22 protein-coding genes and 1 pseudogene are annotated in these 21,945 nt (G+C 66.1%); 10 read left to right on the plus strand and 13 right to left on the minus strand.

Going from position 1 to position 21,945, the window contains the following annotated elements; translation table 11 throughout:
- The first annotated feature begins 9 nt into the window (after positions 1 to 9).
- The gene (locus AC07V5_RS03270; protein ID WP_495114145.1) at positions 10 to 765 is read left to right on the plus strand and encodes a ThuA domain-containing protein; all 756 of its coding nucleotides are present in this window, start codon (positions 10 to 12) and stop codon (positions 763 to 765) included.
- Positions 766 to 780: 15 nt separating this feature from the next.
- On the opposite strand, the gene AC07V5_RS03275 is transcribed toward AC07V5_RS03270, so the two are convergent.
- Positions 781 to 2,244 (minus strand): D-alanyl-D-alanine carboxypeptidase family protein, encoded by a 1,464-nt coding sequence (locus AC07V5_RS03275; RefSeq protein ID WP_495114146.1) that lies wholly within the window; start codon positions 2,242 to 2,244, stop codon positions 781 to 783.
- 170 nt (positions 2,245 to 2,414) lie between these two features.
- On the opposite strand from AC07V5_RS03275, the gene AC07V5_RS03280 reads away from it, so the two are divergent.
- Positions 2,415 to 3,365: an alpha/beta hydrolase gene (locus AC07V5_RS03280; protein ID WP_495114147.1), complete on the plus strand. Its 951-nt coding sequence runs from the start codon at positions 2,415 to 2,417 to the stop codon at positions 3,363 to 3,365.
- On the opposite strand, the pseudogene AC07V5_RS03285 reads toward AC07V5_RS03280, so the two are convergent.
- From AC07V5_RS03285 to dnaA, 8 genes and pseudogenes are all read right to left on the minus strand, one after another.
- Positions 3,252 to 4,070 (minus strand): annotated as a pseudogene (locus AC07V5_RS03285) (restriction endonuclease); the annotation flags it as partial. The gene AC07V5_RS03280 and the pseudogene AC07V5_RS03285 sit on opposite strands and share 114 nt — an antisense overlap.
- A gap of 4 nt (positions 4,071 to 4,074) precedes the next feature.
- Positions 4,075 to 4,884 carry a hypothetical protein gene (locus AC07V5_RS03290; RefSeq protein WP_495114148.1) on the minus strand — a complete coding sequence of 270 codons (810 nt, stop codon included), beginning with the start codon at positions 4,882 to 4,884 and terminating at the stop codon, positions 4,075 to 4,077.
- A gap of 11 nt (positions 4,885 to 4,895) precedes the next feature.
- Complete coding sequence (locus AC07V5_RS03295) at positions 4,896 to 5,453, minus strand: hypothetical protein (protein ID WP_495114149.1); 558 nt, start codon at positions 5,451 to 5,453, stop codon at positions 4,896 to 4,898.
- Between the two features lie 14 nt (positions 5,454 to 5,467).
- A complete protein-coding gene (locus AC07V5_RS03300; RefSeq protein WP_495114150.1) occupies positions 5,468 to 5,746 on the minus strand; it encodes a hypothetical protein in 279 nt (92 codons plus the stop codon).
- Positions 5,747 to 5,978: 232 nt separating this feature from the next.
- A complete protein-coding gene (locus tag AC07V5_RS03305; RefSeq protein ID WP_495114151.1) occupies positions 5,979 to 6,299 on the minus strand; it encodes a nucleotidyltransferase family protein in 321 nt (106 codons plus the stop codon).
- Between the two features lie 31 nt (positions 6,300 to 6,330).
- On the minus strand, positions 6,331 to 8,880 hold the full coding sequence (gene gyrB, locus AC07V5_RS03310; protein WP_495114152.1) for a DNA topoisomerase (ATP-hydrolyzing) subunit B: 2,550 nt from the start codon (positions 8,878 to 8,880) through the stop codon (positions 6,331 to 6,333).
- Positions 8,881 to 8,976: 96 nt separating this feature from the next.
- Positions 8,977 to 10,089 (minus strand): DNA polymerase III subunit beta, encoded by a 1,113-nt coding sequence (gene dnaN, locus AC07V5_RS03315; protein ID WP_495114153.1) that lies wholly within the window; start codon positions 10,087 to 10,089, stop codon positions 8,977 to 8,979.
- 154 nt (positions 10,090 to 10,243) lie between these two features.
- Positions 10,244 to 11,719, minus strand: a complete 1,476-nt coding sequence (gene dnaA, locus AC07V5_RS03320) for a chromosomal replication initiator protein DnaA (RefSeq protein WP_495114154.1) — start codon at positions 11,717 to 11,719, stop codon at positions 10,244 to 10,246.
- Positions 11,720 to 12,072: 353 nt separating this feature from the next.
- Here dnaA and rpmH point away from each other — a divergent pair, with 353 nt between their 5' ends.
- From rpmH to AC07V5_RS03350, 6 genes are all read left to right on the plus strand, one after another.
- The gene (rpmH, locus tag AC07V5_RS03325; protein WP_054021782.1) at positions 12,073 to 12,207 is read left to right on the plus strand and encodes a 50S ribosomal protein L34; all 135 of its coding nucleotides are present in this window, start codon (positions 12,073 to 12,075) and stop codon (positions 12,205 to 12,207) included.
- Positions 12,208 to 12,263: 56 nt separating this feature from the next.
- Positions 12,264 to 12,752 (plus strand): ribonuclease P protein component, encoded by a 489-nt coding sequence (locus AC07V5_RS03330; protein ID WP_495114155.1) that lies wholly within the window; start codon positions 12,264 to 12,266, stop codon positions 12,750 to 12,752.
- A complete protein-coding gene (gene yidD / locus AC07V5_RS03335) occupies positions 12,749 to 13,063 on the plus strand; it encodes a membrane protein insertion efficiency factor YidD (protein ID WP_495114156.1) in 315 nt (104 codons plus the stop codon). Before AC07V5_RS03330 ends, yidD begins: the two co-directional genes overlap by 4 nt.
- Positions 13,056 to 14,771 (plus strand): membrane protein insertase YidC, encoded by a 1,716-nt coding sequence (gene yidC / locus AC07V5_RS03340; RefSeq protein ID WP_495114157.1) that lies wholly within the window; start codon positions 13,056 to 13,058, stop codon positions 14,769 to 14,771. The genes yidD and yidC overlap by 8 nt, the downstream gene beginning before the upstream one ends.
- 196 nt (positions 14,772 to 14,967) lie before the next feature.
- Positions 14,968 to 16,332, plus strand: coding sequence for a tRNA uridine-5-carboxymethylaminomethyl(34) synthesis GTPase MnmE (gene mnmE / locus AC07V5_RS03345; protein WP_495114158.1), 1,365 nt, complete (start codon positions 14,968 to 14,970; stop codon positions 16,330 to 16,332).
- 103 nt (positions 16,333 to 16,435) lie between these two features.
- Positions 16,436 to 16,621: a hypothetical protein gene (locus AC07V5_RS03350; RefSeq protein ID WP_495114159.1), complete on the plus strand. Its 186-nt coding sequence runs from the start codon at positions 16,436 to 16,438 to the stop codon at positions 16,619 to 16,621.
- Here the strand turns inward: AC07V5_RS03350 and AC07V5_RS03355 are convergent, their stop codons facing one another.
- The 4 genes from AC07V5_RS03355 to AC07V5_RS03370 are packed head-to-tail and all read right to left on the minus strand — an operon-like array spanning position 16,622 to position 19,853.
- A complete protein-coding gene (locus tag AC07V5_RS03355) occupies positions 16,622 to 17,542 on the minus strand; it encodes an SMP-30/gluconolactonase/LRE family protein (RefSeq protein WP_495114160.1) in 921 nt (306 codons plus the stop codon).
- Positions 17,532 to 18,002 carry an acyl-CoA thioesterase gene (locus AC07V5_RS03360; RefSeq protein ID WP_495114161.1) on the minus strand — a complete coding sequence of 157 codons (471 nt, stop codon included), beginning with the start codon at positions 18,000 to 18,002 and terminating at the stop codon, positions 17,532 to 17,534. Before AC07V5_RS03360 ends, AC07V5_RS03355 begins: the two co-directional genes overlap by 11 nt.
- Positions 18,003 to 18,021: 19 nt before the next feature.
- Complete coding sequence (locus AC07V5_RS03365; protein WP_495114162.1) at positions 18,022 to 19,083, minus strand: aldose epimerase family protein; 1,062 nt, start codon at positions 19,081 to 19,083, stop codon at positions 18,022 to 18,024.
- Between the two features lie 2 nt (positions 19,084 to 19,085).
- Positions 19,086 to 19,853: an SDR family NAD(P)-dependent oxidoreductase gene (locus tag AC07V5_RS03370; protein ID WP_495114163.1), complete on the minus strand. Its 768-nt coding sequence runs from the start codon at positions 19,851 to 19,853 to the stop codon at positions 19,086 to 19,088.
- A 220-nt stretch (positions 19,854 to 20,073) separates the two neighbouring features.
- Between AC07V5_RS03370 and AC07V5_RS03375 the strand changes: the two genes are divergently transcribed.
- A complete protein-coding gene (locus AC07V5_RS03375; RefSeq protein ID WP_495114164.1) occupies positions 20,074 to 21,003 on the plus strand; it encodes a dihydrodipicolinate synthase family protein in 930 nt (309 codons plus the stop codon).
- Positions 21,003 to 21,929 carry an arabinan endo-1,5-alpha-L-arabinosidase gene (locus AC07V5_RS03380; RefSeq protein ID WP_495114165.1) on the plus strand — a complete coding sequence of 309 codons (927 nt, stop codon included), beginning with the start codon at positions 21,003 to 21,005 and terminating at the stop codon, positions 21,927 to 21,929. The genes AC07V5_RS03375 and AC07V5_RS03380 overlap by 1 nt, the downstream gene beginning before the upstream one ends.
- Positions 21,930 to 21,945 lie beyond the last annotated feature (16 nt).

The following is a 21,945-nucleotide window of genomic DNA, read 5'->3' on the forward strand; positions in this document are numbered from 1 at the left end:
TCGCGGCCCATGAAGATCACCCACGCCCTGCCGGCCCTGGCCGCCGCCGCCATCTCCAGCACCGCCCTCGCGGGCGACGGCCAGTTCCAGCTGTTGGTGCTGGCCATGCCCACCAAGTACCACTACGAGTACATCCCCGTCGCGCGCGACAGCTTCGAGAAGCTCGCCAAGCTGCATTCCTTCGAGCTGACCTGGGCGGCGCAACCCTATGCCTTCGAGGGTGACCTGAGCAAGTACGCCGCGGTGGTGCTGCTGAACAGCTCGGGCGAGGAGTTCAACGAGGCCCAGCGCGCGGGCTTGGAGCGCTACATGAAGGCCGGCGGCAACGCCGTCGTCGTGCACCGCGCCATCATCAGCAAGCCCGGCCTGTGGCCCTGGTACGAGAAGCTCGTCGGCCGCAGCTTCGTCATCCACCCCATGCTGCAGACGGCGGTCGTCACCAAGGCCGACGCCAGCCACCCCGCCACCTTCGGCCTGCCGGACCGCTGGCTCTGGTCAGACGAGTGGTACGAGTTCAGCAACCCGCACGGCGTGAAGATCAACCCCGTGCTGGCCGTGGACGAGCGCACGTACGACCCCACCAAGATCTGGCCCGGCCAGGTCGCCAAGGGCATGGGCGCCGACCACCCGGTGAGTTGGTGGCACCCCTACGAGAAAGGCCGCGTGTTCGTCACGGCGCTGGGGCACAACGTCGAGATGTACAAGGACCCGCGGTATCTCGACCACCTGTGGGGCGGCGTGTGGTGGGCCGCCACGGGGCGCTGACCACCCCGCTGCGCGTTACTTCGAGAACCAGCCGACGATGCGCTGCTTGATGCGCAGGAAGAATCCGGCGCGCTCCACGTCGGCCAGCGCGACGACCGGCTGCTCCCCGAGCTGCTTGCCGTTGGCCGTGGCCACGACCTTGCCGATCACGGCACCCTTGGCGATCGGCGCCTCCAGGCCTGGGTTCAGCGACACCTCGGTCTTGACCGCGGCACCTTGGCCCTTCGGGATCACCAAGGTCCACGGTTGCGCAGTGCCAGCCGCGACCTCAGGCGCCACGCCGTACAGCACCTTGGCCGTCGCCAACGTCGCGCCTGCCTGGGCGGGGGTGGCCTCCTCGAAGTTGGCGTAACCCCAGTTGAACAACACCCGGGTCTGATCAGCGCGAGCCTGCTTGCTGTTCGCGTTCATGATGACCGAGATCAGGCGCATGCCATTGCGCTTGGACGAGGCGGTCAGGCAATAGCCTGCGTCCTCCGTGTGCCCCGTCTTGAGCCCGTCGACCGTCGAATCGGTGTAGAGCAGAGCGTTGCGATTGCCCTGCTTGATCTTGTTGTAGGTGAACTCGCGCTCGGCATAGATCGGGTAGTACTCGGCGCTGTTGCGGATGATGGCCGCGGCCAGCACGGCCAGGTCCTTCGCCGAGGCCTTGTTGTTGGGGTCGGGCAGGCCGGCCGCGTTCGCGAAGTGCGTCTTCGTCATGCCGAGCTTGGCGGCTTCGGCATTCATCAGCGTGACGAAGCCGGCCTCCGAGCCGCCGACGTGTTCAGCCAACGCCTTGGACGCGTCGTTGCCGCTGGCGATGACCACGCCGCGCAGCATGTCCATCAAGGAGGCCTTCTCGTTGAGCGGCACGAACATGCAACTGTCGCCGTCCTTGCCGCCGCGGCACCACGCGCTCTCGCTCATGGTGACCATCTCGTCGGGCTTGAACTTGCCGCTCTTCAGCCCCTGCTCCACCAGGTAGCTGGTCATCATCTTCGTCAGCGACGCGGGCGGCAGCGGTTCATCCGCATTGGAAGACGCCAGGACCTGCCCGGTGTTGTAGTCCAGCAGCACCCACGCCTTGTTGTCGAGGACCGGCACCGACTGTCCGTTCGCGTCTGTCGTCATCGCCTGCTCGGCGGGGGCGGACTTGGCCTTGCGGGCCGCAGCTGCGTGGGGCTTGGACTTGGCATGCGTCGCGGCGCTGGCGGCCCCAGCCGAAGCGATCAGGATCGCGCTGGCAAGAACGGAAGGGAGCAGATGGGAAATGCGCAGTTTGCGGGTCATTGAGAAATGCTTGCTGAAGAAGGCGGTATGTCGCTCACGATCAATTCCTTGATCACTGAGAAGGGCAGTTGTTTGTGCTGGCGCGAAGCGCACCCGAGGTTTCCCATCGGGTGGGCCGGCCAGGGACGGCGAAACGCGCCTGGAATGCCATCGACACGGGATCGCGCCAAGCGACTCGGAGCCAATTGTCTCCGCTTGCACCTTCACAAGCTGGGCAGGCGACGGCGATCTCACGAATCTCTACAACTGCGCCGGCCTCCAATCACTCACCGCCGTGAGCAGCCTGCAAAGGCAAACTGCACCGCAAAGACTCTGAAGGGCCTGAACACCGGCCCGCCGAACGCATGCAGCGCCGCCCACTGATCCTGTCGCCCTTGTTGACCCTGCTGCCGACGATCAGCCGGGCCGCGCCCGCGCCGAACGTGCTGCCGCTCTGGCCCGAGGGCGTGCCCGCCGCCGTGCGGGCGGATGCGCCAGCAGCGCGGGGCGACCTCGGCTCCGAACGTGTAGACGCGAACGGCAGCATCGCCAACGTGTCGCAGCCCACCCTGACCGCGGTACCGCCCGCTGTCGACCGCCCCAACGGCACCGCCGTCGTGCTGTGCCCGGGTGGCGGCTACAGCTACCTGTCGATGAACCGCGAGGGGCATCAGTACGCGGCCTGGCTGAGCACTCTGGGCATCACCACCTTCATCCTGAAAAGCCGCCTGCAGGAGTGGGGCCACCCCGCGCCGCTGCAGGACGTGCTGCGCGCGCTGCGCCTGGTGCGCTCGCGCGCGGCCGAGTTCGGTGTCGACCCGCAGCGCATCGGCGTGATGGGCAGCTCCGCCGGCGGCCATCTGGCGGCCAGCGCCAGCACGCTGTTCGACCACGCCGACGGCCGCACCGGTGCCGCGCTGGACAACAGCGTCAGCGCCCGGCCCGACTTCGCCGTCCTCGTCTACCCCGTCATCACGATGACCGACCCCGCCGCCCACCCCGGCTCCAGACTTTCTGGATCAGGGTCGAAGTATTCATTTCAAGCTATCGAGAGGCCGCCATCGCGGCAGCAGTTCAGGAGCGCGGCTGGGCCGTCACTCCTCTGCGAAGAAATCGGAATCCAGCCGCTTGAGCTGGTAGGTCGCCGATACGGACACGCCCAGGTCGTGCTCGATCATCAGCTCGGCCAGCCGCGCGCCGTCGATCAGCACGATGCGATACGAACGGCTGACCCGCGCCGCCTCGATGGCCGCTGGCGTGAAGCTGCTGGTCGTGATGAACACGCCCTTTTGCGCGCCCTTGGCATCGAGCGCGCCCTTGAAGTCGCGTACAGGGCCCTCGCCCACTGAGCCCTCCCAGCGCTTGGCCTGCAGGTAGATCGCGTCCAGGCCGAGGCGGTCCTCGTTGATGATGCCGTCGATGCCGCCGTCCCCCGAGCGGCCCACCGCGCGCCCGGCCTCCTGGCGACTGCCGCCGTAGCCCATCCTCAGCAGCAGCTGCACTACCAGGCGCTCGAAGAACTCCGGCTCGCAAGTCTTGATCGTGGCGATCAACTCGGCTGCCAGCGCCGCGTGCGCGGCCTTCAGCGTGCGGTCCATGCGCTCGTCCGGCGCCTCCAGGCTGTCGTCGTCCTCCTCGTCCTCACCCGGCGCAACAACGGCGGCGACCCCCGGCGCAGCGGCGACGGCGATCTGGCTAGTCTTCCACGCGCGGTAGCGCCGGTCCAGCTCGGCGAGGTAGGCCTTGGGCTCGATGCCCCGCTCCAGCACCGCACGGCCCTCGGGCAGCAGCGTCCACACGCCGCGCTCCTTGCTCACGTAGCCTGCCTTCACCATGCCTACCGACGAGAACGCGAGGATGGAGCGCCAGCGCGTATGCCCCGTGGTGGCGTAGGTCTCGCGCGCCCAGTCGTCCAGCGGCACGGTCGCCTCGATGGCCTGCTTCAGCGCGCTGGCCTTGAGCTGGCCGCTCGGTGCGGCAGCCAGGGCCTGCAATGCGGCCCGGTGCATGGCGGTGATCAACGCATCGGATCGGGAGAGTGTTATGTCGTTCATCCGGTCAACTCATCAAAAGTTGTTCGATCCACTCGTGGTCTGCGCTTCGCAAACCTTTGAGAACGAAGCGCATGTCTCCACTGAATTGAGCGGTCGTGTCGATGACTCGTTTGATGCGCTCCAAAACCCTATTGAAAGACTCTTCATCGCCTCCACCACGCGTGATCAAGTCCCACAAGCGCTTGCCCTCTTCCACATCTTCCCGGAACTGAACTGCGATTCCATGCCGTTGCAAGCATGAGGGCCCGTAGTCCAAGTGAAGAATTTCTATGGACGCCAGGACTCGCTCGGCGTCCTGTGCCGTATTGCTCGCCGGACAAGGCGAGCCGTCTTCCCATTTGCAGCCGATCAGCAGGTGATCTCTGATGTGACACGGATCGATAAGGACGGGCCCCTCCATGCCCAATGGCCCAGCTGCGTAAACGCGCCTGGCCTCGTTCAGCAAGGGAAACCGATCTGCTTTCCCACCGGCGGTGCCGCCATCGACATCCTTGCGCCGGCTATTGCAGAAGGTGCAGGCATACCGGAAGTTCTTGACCTCGAACGCCAACCAACGGTAGCCCGGATGCGAAGGCGCCTCTGCCACCCGACCTTTCGGTCGAAAGTGGTCGACGGCGTTGTCAGATCTAGCGATCTTTGTCTCGCAATACCAGCACTTATCGTGAAAGTACGCGCCGAGCGCATCCTTCAGGTCACGCCAGACCGATTCGTAATCTTTGGGGTCGGCGCCAGCGGCTACTGCGGCCGTGGCCGCACTAGCCTTGGCAGTCCACCCCGTCGGAAGCGGTAGGTTTGCGACGTCAATGTGCCTCACATCAACACCCCTCACGCTTCGCCGCGAAGCTGCAGCTGGTCGATCAAGCGCTTCGCTAGTTGTTCCCGGGCATCGCGGCTGAGCGCCACAGCGTGCCTCGCGAGCAATCGATGATCAGCCTCGTCGAACATCTCCTGCAGGGCGGCATTCCGCAAACGCAGAAAGCGGGAGAACTCATCATCGGGGTGGAAGAAGCGAAATCCCAATCGATTCAGTTCAAGGTTGAGCTTGTCAAGTTCGGCGAGCTCTTCGGAGCTTAATCGCTCCTTGCTAGCCAACGCACGCTGCTCCTCCAGAAGCACCTGCGTACTGCGATCCAACGTCGAAGCAATACCGAACATTTCGCTGGTCACGATGGCCGCGTAACCCATACCGCGCGGATCCAATTCGGGATGGCAGGCCACGATGCGCCGTTGATCTTCCGACTGTTGAAGATGAAGTATCTGCACCTGATTGCGAACCAGCTCCGCGACAGCAAGCGGGTTGTGAGTGGTCAACAAGATGTGACTTGTCTCCTCCCGCTGCAGCCCACCCGTCACGAACTGCTTGAGGTAGCCGATGTAGTCCACGCTCCACTTCGGATTCAAGTGGGTGTCGGGCTCATCCAGCAAGAACAAGCTTTCGTCTGGGTTTCGGTGACGACGAGTTGTTCGCCGGCGTCGTCGCGCTTGGCCTCGATGACGCCGGCTGCGTCGCGGTTGACGAACAGCACGTAGTCGGCCGGACCGGTGTCGGTGGGGTACTCGCGCACCGCAATGCCAAGCGCCGCGCCGAGGTTGAGCTGGCGGTAGTCCTGCACCAGCCAGCCGGCCGCCTGCAGGCGTTCATCGATGACTTGTCGGGCCTGGGCCTCTGGGGTCATGGGGCTCCCTCGCCGCGTTCGAGCAGTCGTGGCTTGCTGTCGTTTCGCTAGAAGCTGGATTGTGTGCCCACCATGAAGCTTGCAAAACGTCGCCTTTATGGCAACAACCGTCGCCCAATGAGCAACGACTCGTCCGTGATGGACCTGCTGTTTCCCGCTGCACGGCGGCCGGTGCTGGCGCAGCTGTACGAGGCGCTGCGGCGCGGTCAGGCTTTGGGGCTGCGAAGCCGATTTAGATGCCGTAGAGAGCGACCTGCTCGGCCTCGACGCGCTGGCGCAGATAGGGGTTGCGCAGGCTGTTGGAAGTCAGCAGATCCACAGGCCGCTCGAACAGCGTTTCCAAGCCCTGCTTCAGCTCGAAGAAGGCGTTCGCGTAGTCGACCGGTGGCAGGTCGTCGAAGGTGACGACGAAATCGAGGTCGCTGCGCTCCGGCTCGAAGTCAGCACGCGTGGCTGAGCCAAACAACGCCAGCCGCCGCGTGTGGGTGCGCTCGCAAAGCGCCGCGAGCGCGGCGTGGCGATCGGTGATGAAGCGGGGCAGCGTGTGAGCCATGGCTCGCATTGCACTGCCGCCGCTCGACGCCTCAAACGTCGATATTCCCCGCCCTCAACGCATTCGTCTCAATGAAGTCGCGCCGCGGCTCCACCTCGTCGCCCATCAGCATCGTGAAGACCTTGTCCGCCTCGATGGCGTCGTCGATCTGCACGCGCAGCAGGCGGCGCACGGTGGGGTCCATGGTCGTTTCCCAGAGCTGCTCCGGGTTCATCTCGCCCAGGCCCTTGTAGCGCTGGCGGCCGACGGCGCTTTCGGCTTGCTGCATCAGCCAGGCCATGGCGGCGCGGAAGTCGTCGACCTTGCTTTCCTTGGCCTTCTCGCCCTCGCCCTTGCGCACGATGGCGCCGGCTTGGATGAGGCCTTGGAAGCTGAGGCCGGCGTCGGCCAGCACTTCGTAGTCGGCGCCGTGCACGAAGTCGGCGTGGATGACGCTGGCGCGCACGTTGCCGTGATGGGTGCGGGCGATCTTCAGGAAGAACTTGTCGGTGCGCGGGTCGGTCTCGACCGTCACCAGCGCGTCGTGCAGCAGGCCCTTGAGGTCGGTGGCGCTGGCGTCGGCGTCTTCGCGGGTGTCGAGCTTGAGCGCCAGGCCGTTGGCCAGGATGTGCAGGGCTTCGATGTCCATCCAGTTGGACAGGCGGCCGATGACGGACTGGGCTGCAACGTACTTGCGGGCCAGCGTGTCCAGCGTGTCGCCCTTGATCGTGTTGCCCGTTCCGGTGTCGAGGCTGGCGTCTTGCAGCGCGACCTTGAGCAGGAAGCTGTCGAGCTCGGGCGCGTCCTTCAGGTATTGCTCGTGCTTGCCGACCTTGACCTTGTAGAGCGGCGGCTGGGCGATGTAGATGTGGCCGCGCTCGCAGAGCTCGGGCATCTGGCGGTAGAAGAAGGTCAGCAGCAGGGTGCGGATGTGGGCGCCGTCCACGTCCGCGTCGGTCATGATGATGATGCGGTGGTAGCGGAGCTTGTCGGGGTTGAAGTCGTCGCTGCCCGCGCCGCGGCCGATGCCGGTGCCTAACGCGGTGATCAGCGTGATGATTTCATTGCTGGTGAGCAGCTTCTCGTAGCGGGCCTTCTCGACGTTCAGGATCTTGCCGCGCAGCGGCAGGATGGCCTGGAACTTGCGGTCGCGGCCCTGCTTGGCGGAGCCGCCGGCGGAGTCGCCCTCGACGATGTAGATCTCGCACATCGCCGGGTCTTTTTCCTGGCAGTCGGCCAGCTTGCCGGGCAGGCCCAGGCCGTCGAGCACGCCCTTGCGGCGCGTCATCTCGCGGGCCTTGCGGGCGGCTTCGCGGGCGCGGGCGGCGTCGAGGATCTTGCCGCAGATGATCTTGGCGTCGAGCGGGTTCTCGAGCAGGTAGTCGGTCAGCAGGCGGGAGACGATGTCTTCCACCGGGCCGCGCACTTCCGAAGAGACGAGCTTGTCTTTCGTCTGCGAGCTGAACTTGGGCTCGGGCACCTTCACGGAGACCACGCAGGCCAGGCCTTCGCGCATGTCGTCACCGGCAACTTCGACCTTGGCTTTCTTGGCCAGGTCGTTGTCGTCGATGTACTTGTTGATGACGCGGGTCATCGCGGCGCGCAGGCCGGTGAGGTGGGTGCCACCGTCGCGCTGCGGGATGTTGTTGGTGAAGCAGAGGACGTTTTCGTTGAAGCCGTCGTTCCACTGCATCGCCACTTCAACGCCGATGTTGGTCTGCTGGTCGCTCATCTTGTCGCCCTGGGCGTGGAAGATGTTCGGGTGCAGGGTGGTCTTGCCCTTGTTGATGAACTCGACGAAGCCCTTCACGCCACCGGCGTAGGCGAAGTTGTCTTCCTTGTTGTTGCGCTCGTCGACAAGGCGGATCTTGACGCCGTTGTTCAGGAACGAGAGCTCGCGCAGGCGCTTGGCGAGGATGTCGTAGTGGAAGTCGTTGTTCTGCTGGAAGATTTCCGTGTCCGGCAGGAAGTGCACTTCGGTGCCGCGCTTGTCGGTGTCGCCGATGACTTTCATCGGGCGGGTCTCGAAGCCGTTGACCATGACGCTTTCACCGTCCTGCGGCACGCCCTTGGCGAACTCGATGAAGTGGACCTTGCCGTTCTGGCGCACGGTCAGGCGCAGGAACTTGGACAGGCCGTTCACGCAGCTCACGCCCACGCCGTGCAGGCCGCCGGAGACCTTGTAGCTGTTCTGGTTGAACTTGCCGCCGGCGTGCAGCTCGGTGAGCGCGATCTCGGCGGCAGAGCGCTTGGGCTCGTGCTTGTCGTCCATCTTGACGCCGGTGGGGATGCCGCGGCCGTTGTCGATGACGGAGATGGAGTTGTCGGTGTGGATGGTGACGACGATGTCGTCGCAGTGGCCGGCCAGGGCCTCGTCGATGGAGTTGTCGACCACTTCGAACACGAGGTGGTGCAGCCCGGTGCCGTCCGACGTGTCGCCGATGTACATGCCCGGGCGCTTGCGGACGGCTTCCAGGCCTTCGAGGATCTGGATGGAGTCGGCGTCGTAGACCGCGCCCGACTTGGCCTCGGCCGCGGCGGCCGCTTGCTGGTTGGCGTTCAGGCCATCGGGGTGCTCGGCGCTGCTGGAAACATCACTCATCGGGAACTCTCTCTCACTCGCGGGCGACAAACTCATCACCCTTTAAAAGCACTGAAGCGGGCCGAAGCCCGCTGTGTCCAAGCCAGGGGTGCTGACTCAGATTCGCATCGGCATCACGACGTACTTGAAGCCGGTGGTGTCGGGGATGGTCAGCAAGGCGCTGCTGGCGCTGTCGTTCAGGTCGACGCAGACCATGTCCTGGCTCATGTTGGCCAGGGCATCCATCAGGTAGGTGACGTTGAAGCCGGTCTCGATCTTGTCGCCGGCGTAGTCGATCTCGATCTCTTCCTTGGCCTCTTCCTGCTCGGCGTTGCTGGACGCGATGGAGAGCAGGCCCGGCTCGAAAGTGAGGCGCACGGCCTTGAACTTCTCGCTGGTCAGGATGGCGGCGCGCTGCAGGCTGCTCAGCAGCGGCGCGCGGCCCAGCGTCAGGCGGAACTTGTGGTTCTTGGGGATGACACGGTTGTAGTCGGGGAACTTGCCCTCGACGAGCTTGGTGACGAACTCCATGCCGCTGAAGCTGAACTTGGCCTGGTTGCCGGCAAAGCGCATCTCGATAGCGTCGTCTTCCTTGCCGTCCTTCAGCAGGCGCTGCAGTTCCAGCACGGTCTTGCGGGGGAGGATGACTTCCTGCTTGGGGATGTCGGTGTCCAACTCGGCCTGGGCCAGGGCCAGGCGGTGGCCGTCGGTGGCCACCAGCGTCAGGTTCTTGCCTTCGGCAACGAACAGGATGCCGTTCAGGTAGTAGCGGATGTCGTGCACCGCCATCGCGAAGTGCACCTGGTTGATCAGGCCCTTGAGCGCCTTCTGCGGCACGCTGAACGCGGGGCCGAAGTCGGCAGCTTCCTGCACGAGGGGGAAGTCGTCGGCCGGCAGGGTTTGCAGCGTGAAGCGGCTCTTGCCGCCCTGCAGCGTCATCTTGTTCTGGTTGCTCGTCAGGCTGACGACCTGGTCGGTCGGCATGGAGCGCAGGATGTCGATCAGCTTGCGCGCGCCGACGGTGGTGGACAGGTTGCCCGTGTCGCCATCGAATTGCACGGTGGTGCGCACCTGGATCTCGAGGTCGCTGGTCGTGAGCTCCACCTGGTTGCCGGTCTTGCGGATCAACACATTGGCCAGGATGGGCAGCGTGTGGCGCCGCTCAACGATGCCGGCCACTGCTTGCAGCGCGCCGAGCACCTGATCCTGGGGAGCTTTCAAAACGATCATGAGGACCTCTTGGGGGGAGAGATTTCAGCTGGGGCCAAGCCCAAAAAACGCGCGCGCGCGTGAAGCTGCGATTGTCGCCCGGAATGGGTGCACGACCGGTCGACAGGGGCTTGGTTGGAGCTACGGGTCAACCCGAAGGCGACCCGTTCGGGGGTTAGCCCTTCAGCGTTTGCTCCAGCACGTGCAGCTGCTGGTTCAGCTCGGTGTTCTTCTGGCGCTCGCCGCCGATCTTGCGCACCGCATGCAGCACGGTGGTGTGGTCGCGCCCGCCGAAGAGTTCACCGATCTCGGGCAGGCTCTTCTGCGTCATCTCCTTGGCCAGGTACATCGCGATCTGGCGCGGCCGGGCGATGCTGGCCGGGCGCTTCTTGGAGTACATGTCGGCGATCTTGATTTTGTAGAAGTCGGCCACCGTCTTCTGGATGTTCTCCACACCGATCTGGCGGTTCTGGATGGACAGCAGGTCCTTCAGCGCCTCGCGGGCCAGCGTGATGCTGATTTCCTTGTGCGAGAACTTGGCATAGGCCAGCACCTTGCGCAGCGCGCCCTCCAGCTCGCGCACGTTGGCACGCACGTTCTTGGCGACGAAGAAGGCGACGTCCTCGGGCATGGGTGCGCCTTCGGCGATGGCCTTCTTGATCAGGATGGCCACGCGCATTTCCAGCTCGGGCGGCTCGATGGCGACCGTGAGGCCGGCGTCGAAGCGGGAGGTGAGGCGCTCGTCGATGTCCACCAGCCCCTTGGGGTAGGTGTCCGACGTCATGATGATGTGGGCCTTCTTGGCCAGCAGCGCCTCGAAGGCGTTGAAGAACTCTTCCTGCGTGCGGTCCTTGCCGGCGAAGAACTGCACATCGTCGATGAGCAGCAGGTCCAGCGAGTGGTACTTGGCCTTCAGCTCGTCGAAGGTCTTGCGCTGGTAGTTCTTGACGACGTCGGAGATGAACTGCTCGGCATGCAGGTAGAGCACGCGGGCGTCCGGCCGGTCTTTCAGCAACGCGTTGCCGACGGCGTGGATCAGATGGGTCTTGCCCAGGCCCACGCCGCCGTAGATGAACAGCGGGTTGTAGGTGATGCCCGGTGCGCCGGCCACGTGCAGCGCGGCGGTGCGGGCCATCTGGTTGGCACGGCCGGGCACCAGCGTGTCGAACGTGAGCTGCGGGTTGATGCGGTGCTTGGCCGAGGCGGGCGCCTGCGAGGGCAGCATGATGGCGCTGGCGGGCGGCGCGCTGACCGGCCGGAGTGCGGCGCTGGGCTCGGCCGGCGCTGCCGATTGGCCCGGCAGCGGCTGCGGCGCCGCGGCAGCACCCGACATCGAACTGGGCATGGTGATGGGCGCGCTGGACGCATCGCGCGCCACCAGGGCCAGCTCCAGCCGCGTCGGGCGGCCGGCCAATTCGGTCAGGATGGCTTCGATGCGGGCGGCGTACTGGCGGCGGATCCAGTCGCGCTTGAAATGGTTGGGCACCTTCAGCGTGGCCACCAGCGCGCTCGCGGCGTCGGCACCGTCGCCCGAAACAGTGGCGGGCGGCAGCGGGCGGATCCAGGTGTTGAACTGCTGCTCAGGCAGCTCGGTGGCCAGGCGCTCGCAGCCGCGCCGCCAGAGCTCGGATGCCCATTCCGCGGAATTCACGCCCCCTGCGCCAGTCATCTCGCCCGTCTTCAAAGCCTGCACCCCATCCACCCTGTGTTCTTCTTCGCTCATTGTGGAAAACTTCTTTTCGAGCGGCCAGATTGTACGGACCCGAGGCCACCGAAAGACGGGTTATCCACAGAATTTGGAAGGGGGTCAATCCCTGGCAAACCCGGCTTGAGACTGGCGACTTATTGACCGAGCCGGCTGCTTCTGCTGTAATGCCGGGTTTTCGCGCATTGCGACTTGATCGCCATGCGCTTTTTTCGCCGGAGTTCCTTGAGAGCACCGGCCGTCCTGCCGGGTGCCAACCGCTGCGCCCAGCCTGCACAAACCCTCCAAAGAGGTTTCTCATGAAGCGTACGTACCAAGCCTCCAAGACCCGCCGCGCCCGCACCCACGGCTTCCTCGTGCGCATGAAGACGCGTGGCGGCCGTGCCGTCATCGCTGCTCGCCGCGCCAAGGGCCGCAAGCGCCTGGCTGTCTAAGCCGCGCCGGTGATTGACGACCGCGCCTGCGTGCGTCGTCAGCCCCCGGGCACCCGATGATCGGAAAGCTGAACCGCCCGGTGGACTTTGAGCGTGTGCTCGGCCGTCAAAGCCGGGTGCGCAGCGCGCATTTCGCGCTGCACCACCTGTCGGCCAATCCGGCGCCTAGCGCCTGGCACGCCGCCAAGTTACTCACAGCCTCAGCCGAGTTATCAACAGGCGACTCACAGCCTGCCCACAACGCTGTGGACCATGACCCGCCCGCTGCGCCTGAAGGCTGCTGGGTGGGCATCGTTGTTCCCAAACGGCACGCGAAGCGCTCGGTGACGCGGGCGCTCTTGAAGCGGCAGATCCGCGCCGCATTTGCGGAGCGTCCCGGCATGCCGCCGGGTTTGTGGGTCGTCCGCTTGCGCTCGCCGTTTGACCGCCAGAAGTTCCCCAGCGCCGCGTCCGACGCGCTGCGCCAGGCCGCGCGGGCCGAGTTGGCGCAATTGCTGGACCGCGCGCTGAAGCCTCAGTCGCCCAAACCGGTGACGGCGGCATGAACCCGAGTTGGCCCGCCCGCGCGCTGATGGCCCTCGTGCGCGGCTACCGGCTCATGCTCAGCCCCTGGCTGGGCAATGCCTGCCGCTTCGAGCCGACTTGCTCGCGTTATTCGCTCCAGGCCCTGGAACGCCATGGCGCGCTGGCGGGCAGCTATCTGACCGTTCACCGCATCCTGCGCTGCCAGCCGCTGTGTGATGGCGGGCACGACCCCGTGCCTGACAATGCGCCGCGGCTGTTTTCCTGCCTGGTCTCCCCCTCCATCGCGCGCGCTAGCGCGTCGTCTTCCTCGTCCGAGTCTTCTCATGACTGATATTCGCCGCACTGTGCTGTGGGTGGTGTTCACGATGTCCCTGTTCCTGCTCTGGGACGGCTGGCAAAAGCACAACGGGCATCCTTCGATGTTCAGCCCCTCGGCGCCCAAGGCCGTCTCGACGGCGCCGGGCATGCCGGCTTCGGCCGGCGTACCCGCAGCCATGGGCGCGGCGGGCCAGGCCCCCACAACAGCTGCCGCGCCGGCCGCCGCTCCGTCCGAGAAAGTCACCATCCGCACCGATGTGCTGACCGTCACCGTGGACACGCTGGGCGGCGACATCGTCCGCACCGAGCTGCCCAAGTACCTGACCTCGCCGGACCCCACGGTGACGGATCAGCTGCTGCAGATGGTGCATCTGCAGAAGAAGCCCGAGTTCACGCCCGAACCCGTCGTTCTCTTCAACGCCGCCCAGCATTACCGCGCACAGACCGGCTTGGTCAGCGCCCAGGGCCCGCTGCCGGCTCACACGACGCCGATGACGGCGGTGGCCGGTGAGCGCGAGCTGAAAGACGGTCAGAACGAGGTCAAGCTGCGCCTGGAATCGGCCGAGGTCGGTGGCGTCAAGCTCATCAAGACCTTCACCTTCACGCGCGGCGCCTACACGGTGGGCGTCACGCACGAGGTGATCAATACCGGTACGGCACCGGTCACGCCCCAGGTCTATCTGCAACTGGTGCGCGACGGCAGCACGGTCACCGGTGGCGCGGCCTTCACGCCCAGCTTCACCGGCCCGGCGGTCTACAACGACAAGACCAAGTTCCACACGATCAAGTTCGAGGACATCGACAAGAACAAGGTCGACATCGAGAAGCAGGCCAATGACGGCTGGGTCTCGATGGTTCAGCACTATTTCGCCAGCGCCTGGATCGTCAACGAACCGGGCAACCGCGAGTTCTTCGTGCGCAAGCTGCCCGGCCAGGCCGGCGTGCGCGGCGACGCCTATGCCACCGGCATGGTCTTCACGCTGCCCACCCTGGCGCCCGACGCCACCGCCACCCAGCAGGCCACGCTGTTCGCCGGCCCCCAGGAGGAGAACAACCTCTCCAAGCTGGCACCTGGCCTGGAGCGCGTCAAGGACTACGGCATGCTGACCATCCTGGCCGAGCCACTGTTCTGGCTGCTGGACAAGCTGCACGGCTTCATCGGCAACTGGGGCTGGACCATCGTCACCCTCGTGCTGCTGCTGAAGATCGCGCTGTACAGCCTGAACGCCAGCGCCTACAAGTCCATGGCCCGCATGAAGGCCGTCGCGCCCCGCATCAACGACATGAAGGAGCGCCTGAAGGACAAGCCGCAGGAAATGCAGCAGGAGATGATGAAGATCTACCGCGAGGAGAAGATCAACCCCATCGGCGGCTGCCTGCCCATCTTCCTGCAGATGCCGATTTTCATGGCGCTGTACTGGGTGCTGCTGTCCACCGTCGAGATGCGCCAGGCGCCGTGGATGCTGTGGATCACCGACCTGTCGGTGCGCGACCCCTACTTCATCCTGCCGCTGCTGATGATGGCGTCCAGCCTGTTCCAGGTCTGGCTCAACCCGCCGGCCGCCGATCCCATGCAGCAGAAGATGATGTGGATCATGCCCGTGGCCTTCGGCGTCATGTTCTTCGTCTTCCCCGCCGGCTTGGTGCTGTACTGGTTGACGAACAACATCCTGTCCATCGCCCAGCAGTGGATGATCAACAAACGGTTGGGCGTGAACTGATTCACACCCCCTGGATGAGCCCCCGCAGCCGGGGGCTTTTTTCTTGGTGCCGTCAGCAGTTCAATAGCTTCGCGGGGCAGAGAACACCGGCCCGGACGGGGCTCACGAGAGATTCCGAACCGAGCCTCCCCCGCGCCAATTCCGCAAACAGCCACCTACGGGTGGCTGTTTGCATTGCGCCGCGACAATTGCCGACATGCTGTCTCGCCACGCCGACCCCATCGCCGCCATCGCCACCGCCCCGGGGCGCGGCGCCGTCGGCATCGTGCGCGTGTCGTCGCCGCAAGACCTGGCACCGCTCATCGAAGCCGTCTGCGGCCGGGCTTTGAAAGCCCGTGAGGCAACCTATCTGCCGTTCCGTGACGCTGGCGGCGCGGCCATCGACCAGGGCCTGGCGCTGCACTTCCCGGCGCCGCATTCCTACACCGGCGAGCACGTGCTGGAACTCCAGGCCCACGGCGGCGCTGTCGTCATGCAGCTGCTGCTGGCCCGAGTCATCGAGGCAGGCGGCAACCTTCGCCTGGCCGAGCCCGGTGAGTTCACGCAGCGCGCCTTCCTGAACGGCAAGCTCGACCTCGCCCAGGCCGAGGCCGTGGCCGACCTCATCGACGCCAGCACCGAGGCCGCCGCGCGCAGCGCGAGCCGGGCGCTCGGCGGCGCGCTGTCGCACGAAGTCGGCGTGCTGCGAGACCAGCTGATCCAGCTGCGCATGCTGGTGGAGGCCACGCTGGACTTCCCTGAGGAAGAGATCGACTTCCTCGAAAAAGCCGACGCCTTCGGCCGGCTGGACCGCCTCACCGCACAGTTGCAGGCCGTGCAGGCCCGCACACGCCAGGGCGCCCTGCTCCGCGACGGCCTCAAGGTCGTGCTCGCCGGCCAGCCCAACGTGGGCAAGAGCTCGCTGCTGAACGCGCTGGCCGGCGCCGAGCTGGCCATCGTCACGCCCATCCCCGGCACCACGCGCGACAAGGTCAGCCAGACCATCCAGATCGAAGGCGTGCCGCTGCACATCACCGACACCGCCGGCCTGCGCGACGCGACGGCCGACGAGGTCGAGCGCATCGGCGTGTCGCGGTCCTGGGACGCGATTGCCGACGCTGACGTCGTGCTCTTCCTGCACGACCTGGGCCGCGTCGGTCAGCCCGACTACGAGGCCGAGGACGAGCGCATCCGCGCGCGATTGGCAGGCGTTGATGCCAGCCGCATCGTGCAGGTTTTCAACAAGGCCGATCTGGCCACGGCGCCCGAGGGTGAGATCGCGCTGAGCCTGAAGACCGGCAGCGGGCTGGAAGCGCTGCGCCAGCGCCTGCTGCAGACCACCGGCTGGCAGGCCGTGCCTGAGGGTTTGTTCATCGCCCGCGAGCGCCACGTGCAGGCGCTGGCTCGCACGGCCGAGCACCTGGCGCTGGCCCGTGAAGTCGCCACCCAGCGTGATGCGGCGCTGGATCTGCTGGCCGAGGAACTGCGCCTGGCGCACGACGCACTTGGCGAGATCACCGGCGCGTTCTCGGCGGATGAACTGCTGGGCGTCATCTTCAGCAGTTTTTGCATTGGCAAGTAGTCCGCCGGCCGTCCTGATGCGTTCTTGATGCACGCGGCGTCAAGCTCAACACCGGCTTGATACCGCGTTGCCTAGAGTGGCCTGCAACGCATGAGGAGGTCGGATGCGACGCCTTCAACACTTCAGCTTCACGACCGACCCCGCGCCGGCCGCCCGCAGAGCCGAGCCGCAAGCTCGGGTCGGCGCCTCCGCCAACCCGCAACCGCGCGACGAGATGTGGCGCTCGCGCCGGGTGCTGTCGGGTTCGGACTGGATGGACGCCTGGGTGCAGAAGCCCGGGCGGCGCTGATCAGGCGTCGTTGAACAACGCCTCGGGCAGATACAGCCCCGGCTCGACCGCCATGCCGAACAGGCTGCCCGACAGCGGCCGGGCCATCAGGTCGGCGGTGCTGAGGCCTTCGCGGGCGGTGGTGACGAGGATGTGCTCGCCATCCGGGCCGCCGAAGGCAGGGCAGGTGACGTTGCTGACGGGCACCGAGTAGCGCCCCAGCAGCCGGCCATCCGGCGCATAGCGGGCCACCGCGGCGTTGCCCCATTCGGCGTTCCACAGGCAGCCCTTGGCGTCGATGGTGGAGCCGTCGGGCCAGCAGTCGTCGTCGAACTCCTTCTTCGCGAAAAGGCGCGGCTCGCTGACACGGGCGCTGTCGGCGTCGTAGTCACAGACCATCATGCGGGTGGTGGTCGTGTCGCAGTAGTGCATGCGCTTGCCATCGGGGCTGAAGCAGATGCTGTTGGAGATGCCCACACCATCCAGCGCCAGCCGGCGCAGGCCATGAGCCAATGAGTATTGGTAGAAGCTGCCGATGCGCTGGCGCGGGTTGGCTTCATCCAGCGTGCCGAAGACGAAGTTGCCACTGCGGTCGCAGCGGCCGTCGTTGGCGCGCGTGGTGGGCAGGTGGGCCTCAAGCGGCGTGAGGGTTTCGGGCTCGCCGGCGATGCTGCCGGTGGCCTGCAGGTCGGGCAGCGTCAGGCGCGCCAGGCGCTTGGCCATGGCCAGCACGATGGCGCCGGAGCGGCTGTGCACGAAGCAGCCGACGCGTTCGGGCAGGCGCACCTGCAGCGTGGTACTGGCGCCGGGCGTCCAGGCGTAGATGCAGGCGCCTTCGATGTCGGTCCACCACCAGCGGCCGCTGGGGGCATGCCATTGAATGCCTTCGCCGAGGTTGTTGGCTTGGGCGAGTGCGAGGGCGAAGGGGTGTTCAGTGCTCATCGGGTCGGACTTCAAGGGCCGCGCGGGCCTGCTTGCGGGCGATGGCGCCGGCGTGGCGGCGGCGCTCGTCGGGGGTGACGGGGCGCAGTGGCGCCACAGGCACGGGCTTGTTGTCGTCGCCCACCGCCACCATCGTGAAGTAGCAGCTGTTGACGTGCCGCGTCTCCTGCGTGCGGATGTTCTCGGCCACAACCTTGATGCCGACTTCCATCGACGAAGAGCCCGTCATGTTGATGCTGGCCAGGAAGGTGACCAGCTCGCCAACGTGGATGGCCTGGCGAAAGATCACCCGGTCCACCGACAGCGTGACGACGTAGCGGCCGGCATAGCGGCTGGCGCAGGCATAGGCGACCTGGTCCAGCAGCTTGAGGATGTTGCCGCCATGAACGTTGCCGGAGAAGTTGGCGGTGTCCGGTGTCATCAACACCGTCATCGTCAGTTGGTGGGCGGGCAGGTCCATGGCGGGGCTCCTCAGGCAATCAGGTGAAGCGATGCAGCGTCGTGCTGCGCCAAGTGTCACCGGGCCGAAGGATGGTCGAAGGCCAGTCGTTGCTGGCTTCGTGATGCGGCGAATCGGGGTTGTGCTGGGTCTCCAGGCACAGGCCGTCGCCCTGGCGGTAGATGCGGTCGTTCGGGCCGGCCAGGCTGCCGTCGAGGAAGTTGCCGGAGTAGAACTGCAGGGCTGGCTCGCTGGTCAGCACGTCCATGCGGCGGCCGGAGTGGGGGTCTTCCAGCGTGGCCGCTGGGCGAAGGCCTTCGGCATTGAGTTCGCCGTCGAGCAGCCAGTTGTGGTCGTAGCCCTTGGCGCGCAGCAGCTGCGGGTGGGCTTTGCGGATGCGCGCCACGATCGCCGTCGACTGGCGGAAGTCAAAGGGCGTTCCCTCCACCGAGGCATGGCGCAGCGGGATCAGGTGCTCGTCGACCTCGCTGTAACGCGACGCGGGAATCGTCAGGCGGTGGCGCAGCACGCTGCCGTCGCCGGCGAGGTTGAAATAGTCGTGGTGGGTCAGGTTGACGACGGTGGCGCGGTCGGTCGTGGCTTCGTAGTCGATGCGCCAGCTGTTGTCCGTCGCGCTGATCGAGTAGCGCACGCTGACGGTCAGCTCGCCGGGGAAACCTTGCTCGCCGTGCGGGCTGGTGTAGCTGAACAGCAGCGCCTCGGCCTCACCGGCGCGCGGCTCCGCGGGCTCGGCGTTCCACAGCCGGTGGCCGAAACCCTCGGTGCCGCCGTGCAGGCAGTTGAGGCTGTCGTTGCGGGCGAGCGTGTGAGTCTCGCCATCCAGCGCGAAGCTGGCGCCGGCAATACGGTTGCCGTAGCGGCCGACGATGATGCCGAAGGACGGGTTGCGGTAGACGTAGTCGTCGAGGTTGTCGAAGCCCAGCACGACGTTGCCGCTCCGGCCTTGCGAGTCCGGCACCCACAGGCCGGTGACGATGCCGCCCAGCGTGATGGCGGTCAGCTTCAGGCCCAGGCCGTTGCTCAGCGTGTACTCATGGACGGCTCGGCCGTCGGGCAGCCGCCCGTACTCGACGCAGTTCATGCTCAAACCCAGCCACCGTCGACGATGAAGTCCTGCGCCGTGCACATCGCGCTGTCATCGGCCGCCAGGAACAGCGCCATGCGGGCGATGTGGTCGGGCATCAGCGGCTGGTTGATGCACTGGCCCTTGGCGATCTCTTGCTTGGTCTCTTCGGTGACCCAGAGCTTCAACTGCTTCTCGGTCATCACCCAGCCGGGCACCAGCGTGTTGACGCGGATCTTGTGCGGGCCGAAATCGCGCGCCAGGCAGCGTGTGAGGCCTTGCGCCGCCGCCTTGCTGGCCGTGTACGCCGGCATGCCGCCCTGCTTGAGCATCCAGCTGATGGAGCCGAAGTTGATGATGCTGCCGCCGCCCGCTGCCTTCATGTCGGGCAGCACCGCCTGGGCAGTGAAGAACTGGTGCTTGATGTTGACGGCGACGCTGGCGTCCCAGAACTCGGGCGTGGTGTCTTCAACGGCGTGGCGCTTGTCGTTGGCGGCGTTGTTGAGCAGCACGGTGAAGGGGCCCGTGCGTTCACGAAGTGCAGCGATGGCAGCCCGCAGCGATTCGATGTTGGAGAGGTCCGCAGCCGCGAACTGCGGCGCGTAGCGCGACGTGGCGGCCAGGCGGGCGGCCAGCGCGTTGCCTTCGTCGGCAGCCAGGTCGATGAAGGCCACCTTGGCGCCCTGGGCGGCGAAGGATTCCACGAGCGTTTCGCCGATGCCGGTGGCCCCACCAGTGATCAGGACACCCCGGTCCTGCAGGCTGGGGTAGAGGGCGTAGGAACTCATCGAACTGTCTCCGGTCGAAAGCTGGCCGGCTGCTTTGGCCGGACGATGGCGAGATTATTAGTCATACTTTTTTGTTTGCAAAGTCGCTGAATTCCGGGTTAACCCCGATGATCAACGATAAATAGTCATACTTTAATGAGCGCCATGCCGGCGGCACAGCCGGCCATGCGCCGCGCGTCGGCGCTGGATCCAACTTCCCACAGAGACAAGGGACCGCATCATGAGCGCCTCCACCACCCGGCCGTACCGCGGCGTCTTCCCCGTCGTTCCGACCATCTTCCACGCCGACGGCACGCTGGACATCCCCGGCCAGCTGCGCTGCATCGACTTCATGATCGACGCCGGCTCCACCGGCCTGTGCATCCTCGCCAACTTCTCCGAGCAGTTCGTGCTGTCGGACGCTGAGCGCGAAACGCTGACGCGGGCCATCCTCGAACACGTGGCCGGCCGCGTGCCGGTCATCGTCACGACGACGCATTACTCGACGCAGATCTGCATCGAGCGCAGCCAGCTGGCCGAGTCGCTTGGGGCAGCCATGGTCATGGTCATGCCGCCGTATCACGGCGCCACCTTCCGCGTGTCTGAAGGCCAGATCGAGAGCTTCTACCAGCGCCTGTCCGACGCGATCGGCATTCCGATCATGATCCAGGACGCCCCGGTGGCCGGCACGCCGCTGTCGGTGCCCTTCCTGGCCCGCATGGCGGCCAACATCGCCAACGTGAAGTACTTCAAGCTCGAGATGCCGCAGGCCGCCAGCAAGATGCGCGAGCTGATCCGCGTCGGCGGCGCGGCCATCGAAGGCCCGTGGGACGGCGAGGAAGCGATCACGCTGCTGGCCGACCTGGATGCCGGCGCCACCGGCGCGATGACGGGCGGCGGTTTCCCGGACGGCATCCGCAAGATCTTCGACGCCTTCCACGCCGGCGACCGCGAGGAAGCCGTGGTGCAGTACGGCCGCTGGCTGCCGCTGATCAACTACGAGAACCGCCAGGGCGGCATCCTGACCGCCAAGGCGCTGATGAAGGCCGGCGGCGTCATCCACAGCGATGCGCCGCGCCACCCCTTCCCCGAGATGAGCCCCGAGACGCGCGCCGGCCTGCTGGACGCGGCCAAACGCCTCGATCCCCTGGTTCTCCGCTGGGGCAAGTGATGCGTGCGCTGTTCGCAGCGCTGCTCGCGCTGTGTCTGGCCGTACCCGCGTACGCCGTGGAGCCGCAGGGCGACACGGGTGCGCACGACCCGACGTTGCTGATCCAGGGCGAGCGCTGGTTCGTCTTCACGACGGGCAAGGGCCTGCAACGGCTGGAGTCCACCGACGCTGGCAAGACCTGGCGTCGCCTGGCGCCGGTGTTCAGCCAGGCGCCCGACTGGTGGGCCGAAGCCGTACCCGAGCACAAGGGCCTGGACGTCTGGGCACCCAAGCTCTTCGCGCACCGCGGCCGCTTCTGGGCCCTGTACTCCATCTCCACCTTCGGCAAGAACCGCTCGGCCATCGGCCTGGCCAGCAGCGACAAGCCGGACGGCAGCGACTGGCGCGATGAAGGCCTGGTCGTGCAGAGCATGGCGACCGACAACTTCAACGCCATCGACCCCGACCTCTTCGTCGAGCGCGACGGCAAGCTGTGGCTCAGCTACGGCTCGTTCTGGGGCGGCATCCGCCTGACCGAGCTGAGCGCCGACACGCTGCGCCCCGTCGGTGAGAGCAAGTTCATTGCCCGCCGCAAGGGCGGCATCGAGGCGCCCACCATCGTGCGGCGCGGCGACTGGGTCTATCTGTTCGCTTCCTACGACCTGTGCTGCAAGGGCGCCGACAGCAGCTACAACGTCCGCGTCGGCCGCGCCCGCAGCGTGACGGGGCCTTACCTCGACCGCGACGGCAAGGACATGATGGACGCGGGCGCCTCGCCGCTGCTCGCGGGCGGCGCGCGCTGGAAAGGCCCGGGCCACCAGGACGTCGTCGGCGACTGGATCGTCCACCACGCCTACGACACCGAACGCGGCGGCAAGCCGCATCTGCGCATCAAGCGCCTGAGCTGGTCCGACGATGGCTGGCCCGTGATCCCCCAAGAAGAATGAACCGGAGATATCCACC

This window comes from Roseateles sp. GW821-FHT02E12, from assembly GCF_059421665.1.

What these genes read in the sequence shown, in the direction of transcription:
- AC07V5_RS03370 (WP_495114163.1), bottom strand. Translation starts at nt 19,853, where the DNA reads ATGAGTTCCTACGCCCTCTACCCCAGCCTGCAGGACCGGGGTGTCCTG.
- AC07V5_RS03350 (WP_495114159.1), top strand. Translation starts at nt 16,436, where the DNA reads ATGCGACGCCTTCAACACTTCAGCTTCACGACCGACCCCGCGCCGGCC.
- AC07V5_RS03360 (WP_495114161.1), bottom strand. Translation starts at nt 18,002, where the DNA reads ATGGACCTGCCCGCCCACCAACTGACGATGACGGTGTTGATGACACCG.
- AC07V5_RS03365 (WP_495114162.1), bottom strand. Translation starts at nt 19,083, where the DNA reads ATGAACTGCGTCGAGTACGGGCGGCTGCCCGACGGCCGAGCCGTCCAT.
- AC07V5_RS03330 (WP_495114155.1), top strand. Translation starts at nt 12,264, where the DNA reads ATGATCGGAAAGCTGAACCGCCCGGTGGACTTTGAGCGTGTGCTCGGC.
- yidD (WP_495114156.1), top strand. Translation starts at nt 12,749, where the DNA reads ATGAACCCGAGTTGGCCCGCCCGCGCGCTGATGGCCCTCGTGCGCGGC.
- AC07V5_RS03375 (WP_495114164.1), top strand. Translation starts at nt 20,074, where the DNA reads ATGAGCGCCTCCACCACCCGGCCGTACCGCGGCGTCTTCCCCGTCGTT.
- AC07V5_RS03380 (WP_495114165.1), top strand. Translation starts at nt 21,003, where the DNA reads ATGCGTGCGCTGTTCGCAGCGCTGCTCGCGCTGTGTCTGGCCGTACCC.
- AC07V5_RS03300 (WP_495114150.1), bottom strand. Translation starts at nt 5,746, where the DNA reads ATGACCCCAGAGGCCCAGGCCCGACAAGTCATCGATGAACGCCTGCAG.
- gyrB (WP_495114152.1), bottom strand. Translation starts at nt 8,880, where the DNA reads ATGAGTGATGTTTCCAGCAGCGCCGAGCACCCCGATGGCCTGAACGCC.
- AC07V5_RS03355 (WP_495114160.1), bottom strand. Translation starts at nt 17,542, where the DNA reads ATGAGCACTGAACACCCCTTCGCCCTCGCACTCGCCCAAGCCAACAAC.
- yidC (WP_495114157.1), top strand. Translation starts at nt 13,056, where the DNA reads ATGACTGATATTCGCCGCACTGTGCTGTGGGTGGTGTTCACGATGTCC.
- AC07V5_RS03305 (WP_495114151.1), bottom strand. Translation starts at nt 6,299, where the DNA reads ATGGCTCACACGCTGCCCCGCTTCATCACCGATCGCCACGCCGCGCTC.
- mnmE (WP_495114158.1), top strand. Translation starts at nt 14,968, where the DNA reads ATGCTGTCTCGCCACGCCGACCCCATCGCCGCCATCGCCACCGCCCCG.
- AC07V5_RS03270 (WP_495114145.1), top strand. Translation starts at nt 10, where the DNA reads ATGAAGATCACCCACGCCCTGCCGGCCCTGGCCGCCGCCGCCATCTCC.
- rpmH (WP_054021782.1), top strand. Translation starts at nt 12,073, where the DNA reads ATGAAGCGTACGTACCAAGCCTCCAAGACCCGCCGCGCCCGCACCCAC.
- dnaN (WP_495114153.1), bottom strand. Translation starts at nt 10,089, where the DNA reads ATGATCGTTTTGAAAGCTCCCCAGGATCAGGTGCTCGGCGCGCTGCAA.